This is a genomic window from Micromonospora sp. NPDC049004, assembly GCF_040649315.1.
Classification (GTDB): domain Bacteria; phylum Actinomycetota; class Actinomycetes; order Mycobacteriales; family Micromonosporaceae; genus Micromonospora.
Map to the genome: position 1 here is coordinate 252,363 of NZ_JBEZFG010000003.1, position 19,125 is coordinate 271,487.

Annotated in this window: 12 protein-coding genes; 10 read left to right on the forward strand and 2 right to left on the reverse strand. The window is 70.0% G+C overall.

What is annotated here, in order from left to right; translation table 11 throughout:
• Nucleotides 1-6 precede the first annotated feature (6 nt).
• Nucleotides 7-6,246 (reverse strand): protein kinase, encoded by a 6,240-nt coding sequence (locus AB0B97_RS10600; protein WP_357492491.1) that lies wholly within the window; start codon nucleotides 6,244-6,246, stop codon nucleotides 7-9.
• Nucleotides 6,247-6,648: 402 nt separating this feature from the next.
• Complete coding sequence (locus tag AB0B97_RS10605; protein WP_357492493.1) at nucleotides 6,649-8,541, reverse strand: N-6 DNA methylase; 1,893 nt, start codon at nucleotides 8,539-8,541, stop codon at nucleotides 6,649-6,651.
• Between the two features lie 102 nt (nucleotides 8,542-8,643).
• Here AB0B97_RS10605 and AB0B97_RS10610 point away from each other — a divergent pair, with 102 nt between their 5' ends.
• The 10 genes from AB0B97_RS10610 (at nucleotide 8,644) to AB0B97_RS10655 (ending at nucleotide 19,097) form a co-directional block, all read left to right on the forward strand.
• Nucleotides 8,644-9,204, forward strand: coding sequence for a DUF4352 domain-containing protein (locus tag AB0B97_RS10610; RefSeq protein WP_357492494.1), 561 nt, complete (start codon nucleotides 8,644-8,646; stop codon nucleotides 9,202-9,204).
• A gap of 167 nt (nucleotides 9,205-9,371) precedes the next feature.
• The gene (locus tag AB0B97_RS10615) at nucleotides 9,372-9,908 is read left to right on the forward strand and encodes a hypothetical protein (protein WP_357492496.1); all 537 of its coding nucleotides are present in this window, start codon (nucleotides 9,372-9,374) and stop codon (nucleotides 9,906-9,908) included.
• Nucleotides 9,909-10,026: 118 nt separating this feature from the next.
• The gene (locus AB0B97_RS10620) at nucleotides 10,027-12,477 is read left to right on the forward strand and encodes an AAA family ATPase (protein WP_357492498.1); all 2,451 of its coding nucleotides are present in this window, start codon (nucleotides 10,027-10,029) and stop codon (nucleotides 12,475-12,477) included.
• Nucleotides 12,474-12,878 carry a hypothetical protein gene (locus tag AB0B97_RS10625; RefSeq protein WP_357492500.1) on the forward strand — a complete coding sequence of 135 codons (405 nt, stop codon included), beginning with the start codon at nucleotides 12,474-12,476 and terminating at the stop codon, nucleotides 12,876-12,878. The genes AB0B97_RS10620 and AB0B97_RS10625 overlap by 4 nt, the downstream gene beginning before the upstream one ends.
• 4 nt (nucleotides 12,879-12,882) lie before the next feature.
• Nucleotides 12,883-13,752 (forward strand): DUF6218 family protein, encoded by an 870-nt coding sequence (locus AB0B97_RS10630; protein ID WP_357492502.1) that lies wholly within the window; start codon nucleotides 12,883-12,885, stop codon nucleotides 13,750-13,752.
• A gap of 58 nt (nucleotides 13,753-13,810) precedes the next feature.
• On the forward strand, nucleotides 13,811-14,980 hold the full coding sequence (locus tag AB0B97_RS10635; protein ID WP_357492504.1) for an exonuclease domain-containing protein: 1,170 nt from the start codon (nucleotides 13,811-13,813) through the stop codon (nucleotides 14,978-14,980).
• 44 nt (nucleotides 14,981-15,024) lie between these two features.
• Nucleotides 15,025-15,711 carry a hypothetical protein gene (locus AB0B97_RS10640; protein WP_357492506.1) on the forward strand — a complete coding sequence of 229 codons (687 nt, stop codon included), beginning with the start codon at nucleotides 15,025-15,027 and terminating at the stop codon, nucleotides 15,709-15,711.
• Nucleotides 15,712-15,902: 191 nt separating this feature from the next.
• Entirely contained in the window at nucleotides 15,903-16,379 is a 477-nt protein-coding gene (locus tag AB0B97_RS10645) for a hypothetical protein (RefSeq protein WP_357492508.1), read from the forward strand.
• Nucleotides 16,380-16,401: 22 nt separating this feature from the next.
• Nucleotides 16,402-18,201, forward strand: coding sequence for a glycoside hydrolase family 15 protein (locus AB0B97_RS10650; RefSeq protein WP_357492510.1), 1,800 nt, complete (start codon nucleotides 16,402-16,404; stop codon nucleotides 18,199-18,201).
• Between the two features lie 59 nt (nucleotides 18,202-18,260).
• On the forward strand, nucleotides 18,261-19,097 hold the full coding sequence (locus AB0B97_RS10655) for an aldo/keto reductase (RefSeq protein ID WP_357492512.1): 837 nt from the start codon (nucleotides 18,261-18,263) through the stop codon (nucleotides 19,095-19,097).
• Nucleotides 19,098-19,125 lie beyond the last annotated feature (28 nt).

The following is a 19,125-nucleotide window of genomic DNA, read 5'->3' on the forward strand; positions in this document are numbered from 1 at the left end:
GAGGGGTCAGCCGCTGGCTTTGGTTCCGAAATAGTTGGCGTGTTTCGCCGCGATGGCGGCCCAGTCGCCGTTGTGGGGAAAGCGGACGACGTCCCAGCCCCGGTCGTAGAGCCGTTCCTGCGCCTCGGTGTCGCGTTCGGCGACCGCGGCGTGGTCGTGGACCGGCCCGTCCACGAAGACGGCCACGTTGGCACCGGGCAGCCGGTAGACGTAGTCGGGCCGGGCCAGCGCCTCGGTGACGAAGGTCTGCGCCTCGTCCGGCAGGCGCAGGCCCCGCTGCTTGAGCCAGGTGATGAGCTTCGACTCCAGCGCGGTGTCCGACTGCGCGGTGAGACGCTCGAGCTGCTCGGTCCGCGACTCACCCTGACCGGTGGGTGCAGCCTTGGCTGCAGCGATGCGCAACAGCAGGTCGCGCACCAGGTGCCGGTTGATCGACCGGTGGTTGAGCTGGTTGCCGTAGGTCAGCAGGCACTCGTAGCAGCCCTGAGCGCAGGGACGATCGGGGTGCGGGCCGCCCGTGTCAGTGCCGTCGGGCTCGAAGTGGCAGATCGCCAGCGCCTCGGCGGCCGCCCGCGCCAGGGCGGTCGGGTCCGACTGCATGAGCCGCAGCACACCGGCGCCGCCCTCGGCCGCTTCGGTGAACAGCATCCGCTCGCGCGGCCCGTCGTTCGGTGGCAGGAGTTCCGTGGTCAACTCGGAGTCCTCCAGCTCGAAGGCCGCCTCGATGCCGCGCTCCAGCGCATACATCAGGGAGAGCGCGACCGCTTCGTCGAGCGGCTCGTCGAGCTTGAGGACCAGGATGTTGCGCCGGTCCTCCACGTACGGGATGACCCGCTTCTTACGGCGCTTCTCGTTGCCGTCGGTGTCGATGAGGGGCATCTCGCTGGAGTCGCCGGAGGCCTCGCCAGCGTCGCGCTCGTTCATCCACCGCCCGTCGGCCGGGTCGAGCCAGAAGCCGTCCGGCTCGTCCGTCTTGGACCGGACCCGGCCGATGTTGGTGATACGGACGGTGGCCGAGTCGCCGTAGGAGAGGACTGCCAGGCCGCCGACGGCATCCGAGACAATGGCGTCCCGGCGGCCGGGGCGTGCGCCGTGGTCGTGGAAGCGGTACGAGGTGACCAGCCGGAAGCCGGCCCGGCGTCGCTCCTCCTCGTCGGAGGAGATGCGCTCACGGCGCTTGGTGTAGACGGTGTGCAGATGCAGCAGGCCGGTGGTCCGCTCGCCCAGCACCTCACCGCACATCTGACAGCGGTCGGCGTTCTCCTTGATGTCGTGGTGGTAGCCGCAGTGGTGGCACCGACGCGCCTCGCCGGTCACCACGTCGCCGGCCGCGTCCGGGGGCAACTGGATCCGGGTGACTTGATAGCGCGCACCCTCGTGGTAGATCAGGGCGCCCGGGCCGAACTCGCGGATGGCGAGGAATCGTGGTCGCTGCAGATAGTCGCCGTCACCGAACTTGCGGCCGATGGTGGGTACGTAGGCGGCGAGCGGCAGCCGCGGGAACGAGTAGCCGGGGAGGAATCCCTCGCTGGCCAAGTAGCGGTACGGGTTGAAGTCCGACAGCACCGACTTGCTATCGACGCTCTCGTTCTTGAGCAGGTTGAGCTGGGTCTCGGCCTCCTTGCGGCGGCCGACGGCGATCCGGCGATCGCGTTCGGACAGGGTGTGGTCGAGGACCCGCCGGTTCTGCTCGGCCTGGTCGACGAGAGCGGCCTTGAACAGGTCCCGCCAGCGGTCGAAAGCCCGGTCGAACCGCTCGGACGTGGTCCGAACGGTGTCCTCGATCCACTGGTCGTCCCACCAACTCGACTGGGCGTACTCGGACAGCAGGCCGGCGAAAACCGTGCGTGCGGCGGCGGCCGCCCGCTCCTGCGACCGGCTGTCGTGCAGCGCGGCCGTCATGTGGTCGTGCAACGCCAGGGCCGGGTTCGGCCGGCGGGAATCCTCCGGGTAGCTGATGTCGATGGTCTCGGGTATGGCACGCCCCAGCTTGATCCCCGCCTCGGCGAGCCAGATGGCCTGCACGTGGGACCGGACGAGGTCCTCGTTGGCCAGATCCAGGCGCGGTGGCGCCACCGCGCCGGCGACCATCCGGGCCGAGCGGCGGAAGTAGTACTGGTCGTGGCTGTTTCCGGTGGCGCAGTAGGTGGTGACCAGCGCCGGCTGACCCGACCGGCCGGCGCGGCCGCTGCGCTGCGCGTAGTTCGCGGGCGTGGGCGGAACGTTGCGCATCATGACGGCGTTGAGCTCGGAGATGTCGACCCCGAGCTCCATCGTCGGCGAGCAGTAGAGCAGCTTGAGCTCCGCCTTGCGGAAGGCCTCCTCGCGCCTTTCCCGCTCGGCCGGGTCGACCTGGGCGGTGTGCTCGCGGGCGGTCAGGCCGGCGAGGGTCCCGGCGGCCTCTTGGTAGAGGTCGCGGAAGAAGGTGTTGACCCGGGGGCCGTCGCCGCTGGCGTAGGTGCGGGTCAGCGGGTCGTGGGTGCCAATCTCGCCGGAGCCGGCCCGCCAGATGAGGGAGGCAGCCGAGACGCGGTAGCCGGTGGCACTGGCGCCGGCCGGCCGACGGAAACGACCGGCCCGCTGCGGCGCGGCGTCGATCCTGGTGATCACGCTGGCGTTCGCCAACACCTCCAGGAGATCGACGATCACCTGCTGCGCGTCGTCGAAGCCGAGCTTCTTGCCGAAGTGCACCCGTCGCAGGTACTTGCCGAACTTGCCCCGGCCGGAGAGGAACAGCCCCGAGCGGTCCATGCCCGGCCGCGACGGCTGCGGGTACGCGGTGCCAACCTTGGGAGCGTCGCTCGCGGACAGCACCCACGGGTCGATCAGACGTTCCTCGCTCGCGCGCTGCAGCGAGTCGAAATCATCCCGGAAATACTGCACGTCGATGGCGAGCGACCGACGCATCTCGTTCAGCAACGCCCGAATGATCTCGACGCGCTGGCCAGGCTCCGCCTCGCGAAGGACGTTGTGGCTCTTCGACCAGCGCTCCTGGTTCTGCGCAAGCCAGTCGAGGTCCTGGTAGTCGATCTCCAGCAGGCCGGTCTGCTCCAGGTTGGGCATGGTGATGCGCCAACCCCGCTCAAGGTCCAGATAGAGGCGGAAGGCGACGACATCACGCAGCGTCTTCGCGGCATTGCGCGCCATCGAGGGCGGGAGGTCGTCACCCCGTGCGTAGTCCGCGACCTGGAGACACAGGGCCGTAGTCACGTCGGAAGCCAGGTCCTCGTGGTTGATGCCCTCCTCACCAGCGTCCAGCGCCGCCTTGTACAGCGCTCCCCGCAATTGGGTGATCTGCACGAAGTCGTTGAAGTGGCCGGCCTGCAGCGAGGCGTCCTGTCGGTTGTCGACGAAGGTCAGCAGCTTGCGGGCCTTCTTGTCGAGTGCCTCCGGCGGCGCGCTCATCAGGGAGCGCACGATCGAGGCGGAGACCAGCGAGGTCGCCGAGGAGCGCCCCTCCTGATCGAGGGTGGCGAGCTTGGCGAAGTCCTTGCCCCGAGTCTGCTCGTAGCTCACACCGCAGTGGGCACAAAAGAGGAACGGCGAGGGGATAAACGCCGCCTTCAGTGTTCCCCGACCCTCGTATCCGTACGGGTCGACGGTGACCGCGACCGGCAGCCGCTCCCGGTGGGAACTGCGGACGGCCTCCTGCCCGTTGTCGTCGATCTCGAGCCAGGACTCCGGGATGCGCCGGCCCTCAATGGCCTCCTCACGCGTGTTCGGCCACGGCCGGTCCGTGTCGATGTAGAGGTAGCCGTCGGTGGCCTTCCCGCCCGTGGCGACGATGTCCCGGCGCGGTTCGTAGACGACGTTGCCGTCCCGAGTGGTGCGCCAGACCGTCAGATACTCCTGGCCGCATTCGCGGCAGAAGGCGAGCGGCAGCAGGATCTTCCCGTCCGAGCCGGGTAGGACGAGCTGGTAGTCCCGGGTGAGGTGGCGGGTGAGCTCGTCCTCAAGGGTCACGTGGACCGTGTCGCCCTTGGAGAGGAACTGGTGCAACCGGAAGGCGAACAGCGGCCGCTCGGTGACCGGGTGTCGCGCCTCGGAGCCGGCCTTCAGGGTGCGCCGGATCGCCTGCGCGCACTCCGCAGCAGTCAGGCCGCTGGCCTCGGCCAGTTCGACCGCGGCATCCTCGATCTTGGCAGGCTTCTGGCGCACGAGATGCCCTACGGCGTCCACAGCGAGACCAAAACGCGTCTCGATCCAGCGGGCCAGCGGATCGTTGACCAGGTCTCGGTAGGCCCGTGGTGCGCCGGGTGCCCGCAACCGATCCACCGGCACCGTTTCGGGTGCGGCGGCCGTGGCGCGGACGAGCGTCTCGCCGATGACGTTCGCCGGCGTGACCTCGACGCCGAACAGGGTGCTGGCGACCCGCGCGACGACCACCCGCTGGTCGTCGATGGTGCCTTCGCTGGCGATGGTGGCGGAGGTTCCGATGCACTGCAGCTTTTCCGCCTGGCAGGCCTCACGTACTCGGCGGATGAGCAGGGCGACGTCGGCGCCCTGACGGCCCCGGTAGGTGTGGAGCTCGTCGAAGACGAGGAACTCCAGCCCCTTCGCCATCTTGATCAGCGACCGCCGGTCGTCGGGGCGGGTGAGCATCAGTTCCAGCATCACGTAGTTGGTGAGCAGGATGTCCGGCGGATTGTCGCGGATCTCCTTACGCCGCTCGTCGCTCTCTTGACCCGTGTACCGGGCGTAGGTAACCGGCTCCCGGCCAGGCCCGTACCCGTCCTGGAGGTACTTGTCGAGTTCTTTGAGCTGGCTGTTGGCGAGCGCGTTCATCGGGTAGACGATGACCGCCCGCACCCGCTTTGCGGGTTTGGGCCTCTCCTGCTGGCGCGCCTTGAGCACCTTGTCGACGATCGGCACGATGTACGACAGCGACTTGCCGGAGCCGGTGCCGGTGGTCAGGACGTAGGAGGCGCCGGACTGTGCTTTGGCGATCGCCTCGCGTTGGTGCTGGTGCAGGGTCAGCGAACGGCCGTCACAGGTCGTGCCGCCCTCGGTCTTCCTGGCCTGGAAGATCCGCGCGCACTCCTCGTGTAGCACACCCTGGCTGACGAGTTCCAGGATGGAGCCGCCCGAGGCGAAGAACGGGTTGAGCGACACCCACGGGTCGGGCCACTGCGATTTGGCGTCCAGGTCGTCCTCGACAAAGGCGGCGATCCGGTCGTCCCGGATGATCGTGCCGCCCTCGGTGAATGCACGGTAGTCCTTGATGAGTCGCTCGTGCACCCCGAAGACGTCCATGCCGACGCCGGTCGTGTCAACGCGCGCGTCCTCCTCGGCAGGGGCCGGCAGCACGGCGGCGTCGGTGCCGCCACGCACCTCCGTCAGGTACCGCACCGGGTTGAAGATCTCCCAGCCCGGCACCGTATCGGCGCCCTTGGCAAAGAGCAGAAGCGCCTCGCGGACGCTCACCGCGTCCGCCGGACGGTCTACAGGGTCCTTGGCCAGCAGGCGGCCGATCAGCCTCGCCATGTCGTCCGGCACATCCGAGCGCATCAGCCGGATCGATGGCACCGGCTCCTCGAGGTGCTTCTGGTACAGCTCGTGAGCGGACTCGCTCAAAAAGGGCGGCACTCCCGTCAGCAGCTCGAAGAGCACGCAACCCAGCGCGTACAAGTCGGCTGCCTGGGTGACGGCTGCGGCGAGGAACTGCTCGGGCGCCATGTAGCGAGCGGTGCCGACGGTGACGCCGGTGCTGGTCACCTTGCCGGCCTCGCCGTCTTCGAGAATCCGGCCCATGCCGAAGTCGAGAACCTTGATGGCGCCGGTCCGCAGCAGCATCACGTTTGAGGGTTTGAGGTCACGGTGGACGACGCCGGCGCCGTGCGCCGCCGACAGTCCGTCGGCGATCTGGGCACCTACCGCGGCAACCCACGCGATGGGCAGCTGTGGATGCTCAGACACCAGATCCCGCAGGGTCTCTCCGTCGAGGAGTTCCATCGCGATATACGGCAGTTCGTCGGCACCCGCCGCTCCGGCGATGATGCGCGGTAGGTGAGCGTGGCGGAGCTTGCGCATGATGCGCACCTCACGCTCAAACCGTTGCCTGGCCTTGTTGTCGGCAGACGTGTCGATGAGAGCCCCGGAGCGGCTACGGAGGATCAGCTTCAGCGCAACCATGCGGTCGGTGGAGCCCTCCGCTGCGGCCATGTCCTCAGCCCGGTGGACCTCGCCCATGTTGCCCTTACCGATGGCACTCAGCAGCCGGAACCGGCCGGCCACCCAGTCGTTCATCCCCGTCACCCTCAACGCCCCCCGACTTGTTGTCGACGGCGAACGCGCTGCCACCTTCTACCGAGACGTCGGCTGCCCACTCAGCCCACCACGGTCCCACCTGAAGGACTCGCCCCGATACGTGAATGCGAAGGTTCGTTGCGATGCCGTCCGTGGAGTATCGCTGGCCGTGGCCAGCGGAAAATCCTCCAGTCGGCGGAAATGATCAACCGATAGTTGAGGGCTTGACAACGCGCCCAAGCCGTCCACTTGGGCCGCATCTCACTCGATCTATGCTGCTATCGGTAGATCATCGACTGCCACGCCGAGGCGCAGATCTGGCCTGAGCAGCCATTTGTCGTTCGGAGTCGATACTGGCGGCTCATCGGATTCGGCCAGAAGCTGCGCCCGCGGCAGTAATGATCAGGGCTGCAGGAGCCCGCGGGCGAGTCCGTCCACCATGAGCTTCACCAACGCGTCCCCGATCTCTGCCGCTTGTCGGATAGCCGACTCCATGGCGTCCAAGCGGCGGAATGCGTCCCCGTGCGCGCGTTGCTCGTCGAGCGGCAGTCGCCGCACCTGCGCCCGTCGAATGTCGAACCGCATCGTCCCCGAGAGACTCGAAGACTGCTTCTCGTTCGCCGACGTGCGCAGCTGGCCAGCCAGAAACCACGGATCCAGCGCGGCCGGGTTGGGTCGCAACAGGTAGAGGTTGCGCCCCGACAACGCCCCCTCTTCGGTGATCACCCGAGGGATGAGCTGCCGCGCGATCACCGGCACCACCACGTCCCCCACAACGAGGGGGATCTCCTGCCCGAAGCGGTCGTCGACCCGCCCGGACGCCGCCACCCCTGCGAGCACGTCCTGAACGGTAAGCACTGGTGGCCCGTCGGGTGCGGGTGTGGACGTGCCGGCGCGAACCGGGCCGATGAGTTGCAGTGCCCCGCTCTTCGCTAGCTCCCCGACCGTGAGGAAAAGGCCCTCCGGCCCGTCGGGCGCCGGCGTGACCTGCGGTAGCAGCGCCGGCAGCTCTCCGACGATGGCGGCCAGCCGCTCTCTGGTGCGTAACAGATGCTCGCCGGAAGCCTCGCCCACGACGGCCGGTTGGCGACGCGCGGGGGTGAGGTCGACCTCCTCGTCGAGCAGCTCGATGACCGGGACCGCGCGGGCGAACCCGGCCTCCTCGACGTCGCCGTCGGGGGCGGCGGCGAAGGCCCGCCACGCGGCCAGCACGCGCGGCGCGGTGTCGGTCAGATCGCCGCCTGCGGCGTCGATCAGCAGCGCCCGCGCCGGTGGCGGCGCGTCCGTCGCGGCGCGTCGCAGCACCCACAGATGCAGGGGTACGCCATGCGGCGCCGCCACCCCCGGCGGGAGCGCGATGACGGCGCGGAGATGGCCGCGGCGCAGCAGTTCGCCGCGGATCCGTTTGCCGGCACGCCTGCTGGCGACGGTGGGTGGCATCAGCAGGACGGCGTGTCCGTCGGCCCGCAGGTGGGCTAGGGCGTGTTGTACCCAGGCCAGCTCAGGTTCGGTGCGGGGTGTGGTGCCGACGATCCAGCGGGGATCGTGTCCGAGTTCGTCGTCGCCCCAGTTCGTGGCACCGAACGGTGGGTGGCAGACGACGGCATCGACGGCGCGGCCGGCGAAGGCGTCGGTGCGCAGTGAGTCGCCGGCGCAGACCTCCCCGGGTACGTCGAGCAGGGCCAGCCACAGTCCGGCGAGTCGGGCCAGGTCCTGGTCGAGTTCCTGCCCGTAGACGGAGGTGCTGCCGGCGCGGATGGCGGCCCGGAGGATGGCGCCGGAGCCGGCGGCCGGGTCGAGCACTGAGCCGCCGCCGACGTTGGCGAGCCCGATCATCAGGTCGGCGAGGTCGTCAGGGGTGGCGAAAGGGCGGCCGGGCCCTGGTGCGGAAAACCGCTGCCACAGCTCGTCGAACGCACCCTGCGGGCCCAGCTCGTCGGCGAGTGCGTCGACATCGGGCAGTAGCGGTGCTAGCTGCGCGTCGGGGTGGCCGCTGCGGGAGCCGCGCTGTCGGGCCAGCAGGAAGGCGCCGACCGCCGCGAGACCGGCGGCCGGGGAGTCGCTGGCTGCGGCGAGGTGTCGCCAGAGCCGGTCGGCTGTGGCCAGCTCCGGGAGTTTGCCCTGGGTGCGTAGCCACTGCTCGACCTGGATCAGGTCGAACTCGGGGCTCGCCGTCGTCCCGCCCACCGGGGCGGGGAAGTCGGGATGCCGCTTACGCCAGTTGCTGACCGCAGCGCGACCGACGCCGGCGAGCCGGGCGATCTCCGCTGCCGTGATGGTCGGGTTCTCCTGCACCTCGAAAGTCTCGCACGCATGTCAAGTACGAGATTGTCTGTTGACACCGTTCTCGGACGATGCTCTTATTGACGCCGCAACGTTCACATCAGGAGGACAACGATGCGCAAGACCACGACTCTCGCTCTGATCGCCACCGGCCTCATCGCCCTGGGCTGCGGCTCCGGCGCCGCTGACAAGGCGGGCAACTCCAGCGGCGACGACAAGGCGAGCGGCTCCACCAGCGACGGAGGCGGCGCCAAGGCCGAGGAGAAGCCGGCGAAGACCGCGAAGATCGGCCAGCCGGCCCGCGACGGGAAGTTCGAGTTCACGGTCAAGTCGTCCAAGTGCGGCGTGGCCAAGATCGGCAGCGACGTGCTCGGCGCGAAGGCGCAGGGCCAGTTCTGCCTGGTCACGGTCAACGTGAAGAACATCGGCAAGGAAGCGCAGATGTTCGACGGAAGCAGCCAGAAGGCGTACGCGGCCGACGGCACCGAGTACTCCGCCGACACCGGTGCCGCGATCTACGCGAACAAGAACGCCGAGACGTTCCTCAACGACATCAACCCCGGCAACCAGGTGACCGGCGTCGTCGCCTTCGACATCCCCAAGAACGTCAAGCTCACCAAGCTCGAGCTGCACGACTCGATGTTCTCCGGCGGCGTCGACGTCACCCTCGGCTGACCTCTCCCCCACCCCGGGGCGGGCAACCACCGCCCGCCCCGGCTGTTCACGGCCTGCCTGTTCACAGAAGGAGCCTCGCCATGATCGATCCGACCACCCCCGAGCCGCCCGACCAGCCGGCTGCTCCGGCTTCCGCGGCATCGACGGCAGTACCGTCGGAGGACAGGATGACCGACGACACCACGCCGACCCGACACGCCCGGACTCGCGCCTACGTCGTCGGTGGGCTGGCTCTCGTCATCGCCCTCTGCGGCGGCGTCGGGATCGCTGCCCTGTCCGGGGATGATGCCGAGCCGGTCGCTCAGGCGAGCGCCTCGGCAGGAGCGCGTCCCAGCACGGCCGCGCCCGCGACCCTCGCGCCCTCCACCGTGGCCCCGACCACGGCCGCCGCCCCCACTACCGCTGCCTACGACTCGCCGACGAAGAAGGACTTCAAGCTCGGCGTCAAGATCCTCAAGAAGAAGTGCTTCGGCAGCGCCGGGTGCAATATCACCTACCGGATCGACGTCACCTACACCGGCGCCGGTCTGGATCCGTCGAAGACGTACGAGGTCACCTACGAGGTACGCGGCGGCGACGACCCGATGGTGAACACCTTTGAGGTCACCGGTGATACCGCCTCAATGCAGCAGGAGGAGGACGGCGGCACCAAGCGTTCCACCGACAAGCTCTCCGCCGTCGTGACCGATGTAGCCGAGCTGTAGAGGTCCGAAGCAGCAAGCGCTCCGCATTTCGCCGGCAGTCGCCGGCCCACTTCCACCGCTCACCCCGGGCGGGCCGACGAGTCGTCGGCCTGCGGACACCACACGCCTGGAGACGACCATGACCCAGCCGCAGCAGCCCACCACACCCCTGATCGAGCTGATCTTCGACCGGCTCGCCGCCGACGACGTGCCGACCGAGACCGCCGAGCTGGTCCTCGCCGCGCTCCAGGCCGAGGACGACCTGACCGCAGCCCTCGCCGGCACGCCCATCCGGCTCGACCCGCGCTCCCCCACCGGTGAGGGTCCACCGGAGCGCATCTGGCTGAAGTCGGTGACCGTCGCCGGGTTCCGCGGCGTCGGCCCGGAGCGGACCCTCCCGGTCGACCCGGGCCCGGGCCTCACTTTGGTCGTGGGCCGCAACGGCTCCGGCAAGTCCAGCTTCGCCGAGGCCGTCGAACTAGCCCTCACCGGTGACAGCGCCCGGTGGGCCGACAAGACCAGCGTCTGGCGTACGGGATGGCGCAACCTGCACAGCCCCGACCCGTGCTGGGTCGACGTCGAGCTGCGCGTCGACGGGGTGGCCACGCCGACGCGGGTGCACCGCGCCTGGCCGGTCAGGGCCGAGCTGGCCGACGCCGAGGTGACAGTCACCAGCGCCCAGGGTCGGCACGAGGGCCTGTCCGAGCTGGGCCTTGCCCGCCCACTGGAGCTGTACCGGCCGTTCCTCACCGCCGCCGAGCTGGGCAAGCTCGCCGCTGGCACGCAGAGCCAGCTCTTCGACGCGCTCTTCGCGATCCTCGGCCTGGACGCGCTCACCGACGCCGACCAGCGTCTGCTGCGCGCCGCCCGGCCGCACGACACCACTATCAAGGAGGTACGCGGACAGCGTGCCGCCCTGGCCAACGCGCTTACTGACATCGCCGACGACCGGGCCCGACGGACCGCGGCACTGCTGCGCGGGCGGGGAGCTGTCGACCTGGGCGCGGTGACGCCGATCCTCGACGAGCCGGACGAGGCGACCACCGACCGGGAGGTGCTGCTCTGCCGGGAACTCGCCGACCTCGCCCCGCCACCGGTCGACGAGGTGATTCGGCTGGCCGGTCAGCTGCGGGAGGCGGCGAATGAGGCTGTGCGGTATGACGGTGGCCGGTCGCGGGCCGCGCTGCGCACCGCCGAGCTGCTCCGCCTCGCCCTCGAACACCACGAGGACGAGGGCGACGGGTCGTGTCCGGTGTGCGCCACCGGCACCCTCGACGGTGGGTGGCGTGCCACCGCCGCGCAGTCGCTGACCGAGCTGCGGCAGCGCAGCGTCGCCGCCCAGGCGGCGTCAACTCGGCTCACCGCTCTGCTGCGGCAGGCGCACCACCTGATCGACGACCTCGCGGTGCCCGAGGGGCCGGGTTCGGAGGCGGCGGTCGGGGCGCTGCGGGACGCCGTGGCGGCGCTTCGGCGCGTACCCGGGAAGCCTGCTGACCTGGCCGACCAACTGGTCGCGCGGTACCCGGCGGTGGTGGCGGCGGCGGACGCGGCCCGCGCGTACGCCGAGGGGTTCCTGCGGCAGCGCGACACCGGATGGCGGGCCGCGGCGGCTGACGTGCGTGAGTGGGTGGCCGCCGCCGACGGGCTTACGGCGCGGGAGGCGGCCCTTGCCCGGTTGAAGGCCGCGCGCGCCTGGCTGAAGGACGCCGGTACGGCGATCCGCAACGAGCGGGTCGCGCCGTTCGCCGGGCACTCGCAGCGGATCTGGGCGCAGCTGCGGCAGGAGAGCAACGTCGAGTTGGGTGCGATGACGCTGGAAGGGGTGAACACCCGTCGGCGGGTGGTCTTCCCGGTCAGCGTGGACGGCGCCGACAACGGCACGGCGTTGGGCGTGATGAGTCAGGGTGAGATGCAGGCACTCGGGTTGGCGACGTTCCTGCCGCGTAGCTGTGCCCCGGAGAGCCCGTTCCGGTTCATCGTGGTCGACGATCCCGTGCAGAGCATGGACCCGTCGAAGGTGGACGGTCTCGCCCGGGTGCTCGCCGAGCTGGCCGAGCAGCGGCAGGTGGTGGTCTTCACTCACGACACCCGCCTGCCCGACGCGGTCACCCGACTCGGCCTCGGCGACGCCCGCATCGTCGAGGTGACTCGGGCGGAGAAATCGGTGGTGACGCTGCGGTCCGGCTCCGATCCGGTGACCCGATACCTGGACGACGCGCATGCGTTGGCGCGCAACGAGGAGATCAGCGCGGAGGTACGCGGTCCAGTGGTCGCGGAGCTGTGCCGCTCGGCGGTGGAGGCGGCGTGCCACCGGGCGGTCTGGCGGACCCGGGTCGCGCGGGGCGTCCGGCACGCCGATATCGAGGCGGCCATCGAGGACGCGTCCCGGCGGGTCGCCACCACCGTCGCCCTGGCGGCGTTCGACGACGCCGAGAAGGGTGGAGACGTGCTCGGCTGGCTCGGTCGCCGGCACGGACGACGGGCCGTGAACGCGTACCAGGCGTGTCGGGAAGGTGTGCACGGCGCGTACCTGGCGGACCTGCCCGGCCTGGTCGCGGACGCCCGCCTCCTCGCGGCGGCGTTGTCGTGACCGCGCCGACGCCACAGCGCTGCCTGGCGGCGGCCGACCAGTTGCTGCGCGGGTCCGGTCTGCTCGGTACTGCCGCGGTGGGCGCCGGTTGGTGGCCGCGGGCCTGTGCCTGCCTGATCCGGCTCGCCCTGGAAGGCGGCATCGACAGCTACTGGCAGCGGGTCGAGCCGGCCGTGGCGGTGTGCCGGCAGGGCCGTGCGAAGCAGTTGATGCTGCGTGGCCGGCTCGGCCCGGGTGCCGAAACCGCTCGCCGGGTGGCGTTCGCCTGGGCGACGTTATCTACCGCCACGCACCACCACTGCTATGAGCTGGCCCCGACGGCGGCGGAGCTGCGCCGCCTGCACACCGAGGTGAGCACCCTGCTCGCGCACCTCCAGCCGACCGCCAGCACCACGAACTGACCCCATGGGCACAGCACCCGCCTACCGCGACGTCCTGACCCGCTCGCACCGCACGCGTGATCTGTTCAGACATTTGCGTCTGGACGGTGCGCGCGATGAGATGCCGCTCCGGTTGAGCCGATGTGACCACGTTGACACCTACTGTGATGCTCCCGTCGTCGATCATGGAGGATGCCGAATGGCAGCACCCGAGGAAGCAGAGAGCGAACTCTCCATACCCGTTGACTACGTGCCCGGTGCGCGCGGTCACGCCGTCCTCGCCGTCGGCCCCGGCACGGACGGCGCCGAGTCCCTTGCTGTGTGGCGGCTCAGCCCGACCGGACGCGCCGGCGGGGCGTGGGTGGTACGCCTCGATGAAGTCACGCAGGACGAACAGCTCACTCGAATCATGCGGATGGTGCAGGGGCGTTGCCTGGTGGGGTGGGACCGGGAAACGCCGGTCGCGATCCTGGACCGGCTCGCCGACGTACTGCCACAGGAACTGATCAGCACGCTGCGGGGGTACGTGCTAGCGGTTCCTGAACTCCTCACGGAGATCACTGAGCACCGGTCCGCCTACGCCGAGGCGGTCGACCGGCAGCGTGCGGTGTCCACGTCGAAGCTCGCCCCACTCGCTTGGCACGCCGAAGTGCCGGATCACGAGGATCTGGCGGTCCGGCTCGCCGTGCAGCCCCGCGCCGCATCGCCGGTCGCGGGGACGGCGCTGGCCCTGACATCGGCTGTCGCCATGACCGCTCAGCTCTGGCAGGACACCGAGCAGGCGCGGTATCGCCGACGGTACCTGCGTGCTCTGGGCGAGCCGCAGCCGTTGCCTTCCCGGTGGCTGGCCTGGCTGCGCGCGGCCGCCGACAACTCCGCTCCGGCCACGATCTAAGGAGTCGACTCGACGTGTACGCAGTTATCGACCTGGAGACGACAGGCCTGCGCACCAGTTGGCACGACCGCGTGGTCGGGTCGCCGTCATCCATCTCGACGACGCCGGGCAGCTGACCCACGAGTGGTGCAGCCTGGTCAACCCCGACCGGGATCTCGGCCCGCAACTCATCCACGGCATCTCGGCCGCCGAGGCACGGCGCGCACCGCAGTTCAGCCGGCTCGCAGGTCACCTCGCCGGTCTCCTTCGCGGGAGGGTGCTGGTCGCCCACAACCTGCATTTCGACGCCGCTTTCCTCCTCGCCGAGTACCGCCGGCTGCAGATTGAACCGCCGATCAGCCCCGGCGAGGGCTTGTGCACGATGCGGCTGGCCGCGCACTTCCTCCCGTCGGCCGGCCGCAGCCTGCACGACTGCTGCCGTGCGGCGGGAATGCCACCGCACCAGGCACACTCCGCTCTGCACGACGCGCGCGCAGCCGCGCAGCTTCTGGCCCGCTACCTGCGGGACGCGGGCACGCCACCGCCGTGGACGTCCGTCATCGACGCCGCTGCGGCTGCCCCCTGGCCGCCCTTGGCTGCCGAAGCAGTGGTGCCGGTGCCGCGCCGAGAACTGGGGCACCGGGAAGAGCACTTCCTGGCCCGTCTGGTGGACCGGCTTCCGCGGCTCCGCGAACCGCAGGGTGATGCGTACCTGGACCTGCTCGACCGGGCACTGCTTGACCGGCACATCTCCGACAGTGAGGCGGACGCACTCGTCGCCACGGCCGAAGATCTCGGCCTCGCCCGAGTCGACGTCGACCACCTGCACCGCACCTACCTGGCGAGTCTGGCGGCCGTGGCGTTGGAGGACAACGTCCTGACGTCGGCCGAACGCCACGATCTGGACCAGGTTGCCTCGTTGCTCGGGCTGCAGGTCTCCGACGTCGACCATGCCCTCAAGACCGCTCGTGACGCCGACGTGGCCCGACCACACACCAACGGTTGGCGGCTCCAGCCCGGCGACGTAGTCGTCTTCACCGGGGCGATGGAGCCAGCACGCTCCTTTTGGGAAGAGGACGCTCGGACTGCGGGGCTGCAGGTTGGCGACAACGTCACCAAGAAGACCCGGCTCCTGGTGGCTGCCGACCCCGATTCGATGTCCGGCAAGGCCAAGAAGGCCCGGCAGTACGCCGTCCCGGTCGTGCACCCCATCGCCTACCAGCGCATGCTCGCCGACCTCAATCGGTAAGCGTATTCGCCCCATAAGACGTGACGAGGCAAGGAGTTCAAGGCATGGCAACAGACGCCGTCGACGAACCGGTTCCGGAGCAAGCCGTAAGTGGGCAGCGGGTCCTCGACCTCCTGGACAAGGCCATCGCCGTCCAGAACCCACTGGTGCAGAAGAACATCGCCCGTGCCCGCCAACGGAACCCCGAGGCGACACCAGCAGAGGTGATCCGGGGTCTGGAGCGAATGTACGTCAGCGCACTGACCGGAACGGGTGCCGCGGTGGGAGGAGCAGCGGCGGCGCCCGGCGTCGGCACAGGTATCGCACTGGCACTGTCCGCCGGCGAGGCGCTCTCGTCCCTGGAGATGAGCGCCCTCTTCGCGCTCTCGATCGCCGAAGTCCACGGCGTCCGCATCGACGAGATCGAGCGCCGTCGAACGATCGTGATGGGAATCATGCTCGGCGGGTCCGGCTCCGCCACCATCACCAAGGTCGCCGAGCGTACGGGGCAACACTGGGGACGTCAGATTGTCGCCAAGGTGCCCCTGGAAAGGCTGCGTCAGATCAACAAGATCCTGGGGAAAAACTTCATCACGAAGTACGGAACCAAGCAGGGCATCATCGTTCTCGGTCGAGTGGCGCCGTTCGGTATCGGCATGGTGATCGGTGGTGGCGCCAACGCTGCCCTCGCCACTCTGGCTGTGCGGGCCGGCCGTCGCGCGTTTGGCCCACCTCCGCCGTCCTGGCCGTGATCGACTATCCCGTCCGCCGAACTCGTCAAGGGACGTCTGGGCGAGCAGGTCAGCGCGGCACGTCCGGTGGCTTATGGTGAGAAACCGGGCACCCGGTGGGCGGGTGTCCGGTCCGGGCCGTGGGATTCACGCTGCTCAGCCGGAGGGTGGACCGATGACCGAGAACGCCCGCGACGTCGTCGACTGCTGAGATGGACTGGGCCGGATGGGCGTTGTTCGGGTTGGTGGCCACCGCGGCGCTCACCGCGGCGATGATCACGGCTCAGCTGGCCGGCCTGACCCGGCTCGACCTTCCTCTGGTGCTCGGGACCTTCGTCACCGAGGATCCCGACCGGGCGCGGGTCGTCGGGTTCTTCCTGCACCTCTGCGCCGGTCAGGGTTTCGCCCTCGGTTACGCGGCCGCATTCGCGCTGCTGCACCGGGCCACCTGGTGGATCGGCGCGCTGTTCGGGATTGTGCACGTCGGGATCGCGCTGACGGTGATTCTGCCGCTGCTTCCCGGTGTGCACCCGCGGATGGCCTCGCAGCGGGCGGGGCCGGCCAGCACGGCGGTGTTGGAGCCGCCCGGTCTGTTCGCCGTCAACTACGGCATCCAGACCCCCGTGGTCACTGCTGTCGTCCACGTCGTCTACGGGGTCTTCCTCGGGTTGCTCCTCCAAGCCCGGTGACCCTCACCCCGGAGCGATCTCCGTGACTGGTAAGCCGCCGATCAGCGACTACGGCCTGCTGGGTGACACGCGTACGGCCGCCCTGGTCGCGAGTGACGGCGGCATGGACTGGCTCTGTGTGCCCCGCTTCGACGGCGATCCCCTGTTCGGCAGGCTGGTCGGGGGCCCGGACGCGGGAACGTTCCGGGTCGGCCCGGCCGGGCCGGCCACTGTCGTCGAGCGGCGGTACCGGCAGCACACCGCCACCCTGGAGACGACCTGGGCGGTGGGCGGCGGCCGGCTCCGCCTCACGGAGGCGATGGTGGCCGAGGTCAGCGGTCGTCTGCTGCCCACGACACTGATCGTGCGACGGCTGTCGGCCGAGCAGTCGGCGGTCGACGCGGTGGTGGAGTTCGATCCCCGCCTTGGCGCACGGCGCCGCCGGCCCCGGGTCCACCACCGACGCCAGGGCCTCGTGTGTGAGTGGGGGGCGCTCGCGGTCGCGCTGGACAGCACGCCCAGGTTCCGGATCGAACCGGGTCGGCCCACCTCGATCACGGTCCGGCCCGGGCGGCCGGTCACCCTCGTGCTGGCCGTGGCGCACCGCGAACCGGTGATCCACGTCGAGCCAACTGTCGCCTGGGAACTGCTCGTCGCAGACGAAGCCCGGTGGCGATCCTGGACGGCGGAGATCGACGACCGGCTGCCGTTCCGCGAACACGTCGCACGAAGCCTGCTCACCTTGCGGCTGTTGACCTACTCGCCGTCGGGAGCGCCGGTGGCGGCGCCCACCACGTCACTGCCCGAGGACCCCGGTGGGGTACGCAACTGGGACTACCGCTACGTCTGGCCCCGTGACGCCAGCATCGGCGTGAGCGCCTTCCTCAGCGTCGGCAAGACCGACGAGGCCCGAGGTTTCCTCGCGTGGCTGTTGCACGCCAGCCGGTTGCAACGGCCACGCCTGCCGGCGCTGCTCACCCTGCACGGCCGGCACGTGCCGGCGGAACGGGAACTGGTGGGTTGGCCCGGCTACCTCGACAGCCGTCCGGTGCGGATCGGCAACGGCGCCGCCGGCCAACACCAGCTCGACGGCTACGGCTGGGTGATCGACGCCGCCTGGGCGTTCGCCCAGGCCGGGCACCGCCTCTATCCCGAGACGTGGCGGGCGGTGCGCGGTTTCGCCGACGTCGTCGCCGGTCGTTGGCAGGAGCCGGACGCCGGCATCTGGGAGGTACGCGAGCCCGCCCACCACGTCCATTCCAAGCTCATGGGCTGGCTCGCGCTGGACCGCGCCCTGGCCATCGCCGACACGCACCGCCTGCCGGACCGCCAACGTCGACGCTGGCAGGAGGCCCGAGACGCCATCGCCGCCGAGGTCCGCACGCGCGGCTTCGACCCGACGGCCGGCAGCTACGTCCGCAGCTACGGGTCGCAGGACCTCGACGCGGCGCTGCTCGTCCTGCCGCTGCTCGGCCTGGACGGGACCGGGTCACCCCGGGTACGGGGCACCATCGACGCCATCCGGGGTCGGCTGTCCGCCGGCGGTCCGCTGCTCTACCGCTATCCGCCCGGCCGGGACGGCCTCCCCGGCACCGAGGGCGCGTTCCTGCCCTGCTCGTTCTGGCTCGTTCAGGGACTTGCCCGCACCGGGCGTCGCGGCGAGGCCGTCGAGCTGTTCCAGGCCGTTGTTGATTACGCCAGCCCACTCGGCCTCTATCCCGAGGAGGTGGACCCCGCGACGGGCGCCCACCTCGGCAACTACCCCCAGACGCTGACCCACGCCGCCCTCATCCAGGCCGCGCTCGCCATCCGAGACTCCCCCACTGGTGACAGGTCGGCCTGAGGGATCGTCCGGGCGGGAGGCACGGCCCACGGGCGGCTCGCGCGGGTAGGGTTTCGATCATGACGATTCCGCACCTGACGGCCGCCGACGGCACCACACTGCCGGCGATCGGGCTCGGCACGTACCGGCTGAACGGCTCGGCGGGTGTCGACGCGATCGGGCAGGCGATCCGGGCGGGCTACCGGTTGCTCGACTCGGCGGTGAACTACGAGAACGAGGGCGCGGTGGGTCGGGCCGCTCGCGCGGCGGGCGACGTACGCGGTGAACTGGTGGTCACCTCGAAGCTGCCGGGGCGGCACCACGGCTTCGACGAGGCGCTGACGACGATCGAGGAGAGTGTGTTCCGCACCGGCCTCGACCGGATCGACCTGTACCTGATCCACTGGCCGAACCCCAGTGTCGACAGGTACGTGCAGGCGTGGCGCGCGCTCATCGAGGCACGGGAGCGCGGGCTGGTGAGACACATCGGTCTGTCGAACTTCCTGCCCGAGCACATCGACCGGCTGGTGGCCGAGACCGGGGTCGCTCCGGTGGTCAACCAGATCGAGGTGCATCCGTACTTCCCGCAGCGGGAGGCGCTCGCCTACCACCGGGAGCACGGGATCCTCGTGCAGGGTTGGAGCCCGCTCGGCCACGGCAACGACCTGCAGCGGCATCCCGTCATCACCGAGATCGCGAACGCCCACGGCGTCAGCCCGGCGCAGACCATCCTCGCCTGGCACGTGGCCCGCCAGGTGATCCCGCTGCCCAAGGCCGCGTCGCCGCAGCGGCAGATCGAGAACCTGGACGTCTTCGACATCACACTCAGCGACGCGCAGGTCGAGGCCATCACCGCGCTGGGCCGCCCGGACGGGCGGCTCGCGGACCAGGACCCGGCGGTGTACGAGGAGTTCTGAGCCTCCCAAGCGGGATCGTGGCCAGGGG

Excerpts from the sequence above, each read along its gene's own strand:
- AB0B97_RS10600 (WP_357492491.1), bottom strand. The coding sequence starts at position 6,246 with ATGAACGACTGGGTGGCCGGCCGGTTCCGGCTGCTGAGTGCCATCGGT.
- AB0B97_RS10610 (WP_357492494.1), top strand. The coding sequence starts at position 8,644 with ATGCGCAAGACCACGACTCTCGCTCTGATCGCCACCGGCCTCATCGCC.
- AB0B97_RS10615 (WP_357492496.1), top strand. The coding sequence starts at position 9,372 with ATGACCGACGACACCACGCCGACCCGACACGCCCGGACTCGCGCCTAC.
- AB0B97_RS10620 (WP_357492498.1), top strand. The coding sequence starts at position 10,027 with ATGACCCAGCCGCAGCAGCCCACCACACCCCTGATCGAGCTGATCTTC.
- AB0B97_RS10630 (WP_357492502.1), top strand. The coding sequence starts at position 12,883 with ATGGGCACAGCACCCGCCTACCGCGACGTCCTGACCCGCTCGCACCGC.
- AB0B97_RS10640 (WP_357492506.1), top strand. The coding sequence starts at position 15,025 with ATGGCAACAGACGCCGTCGACGAACCGGTTCCGGAGCAAGCCGTAAGT.
- AB0B97_RS10645 (WP_357492508.1), top strand. The coding sequence starts at position 15,903 with ATGGACTGGGCCGGATGGGCGTTGTTCGGGTTGGTGGCCACCGCGGCG.
- AB0B97_RS10655 (WP_357492512.1), top strand. The coding sequence starts at position 18,261 with ATGACGATTCCGCACCTGACGGCCGCCGACGGCACCACACTGCCGGCG.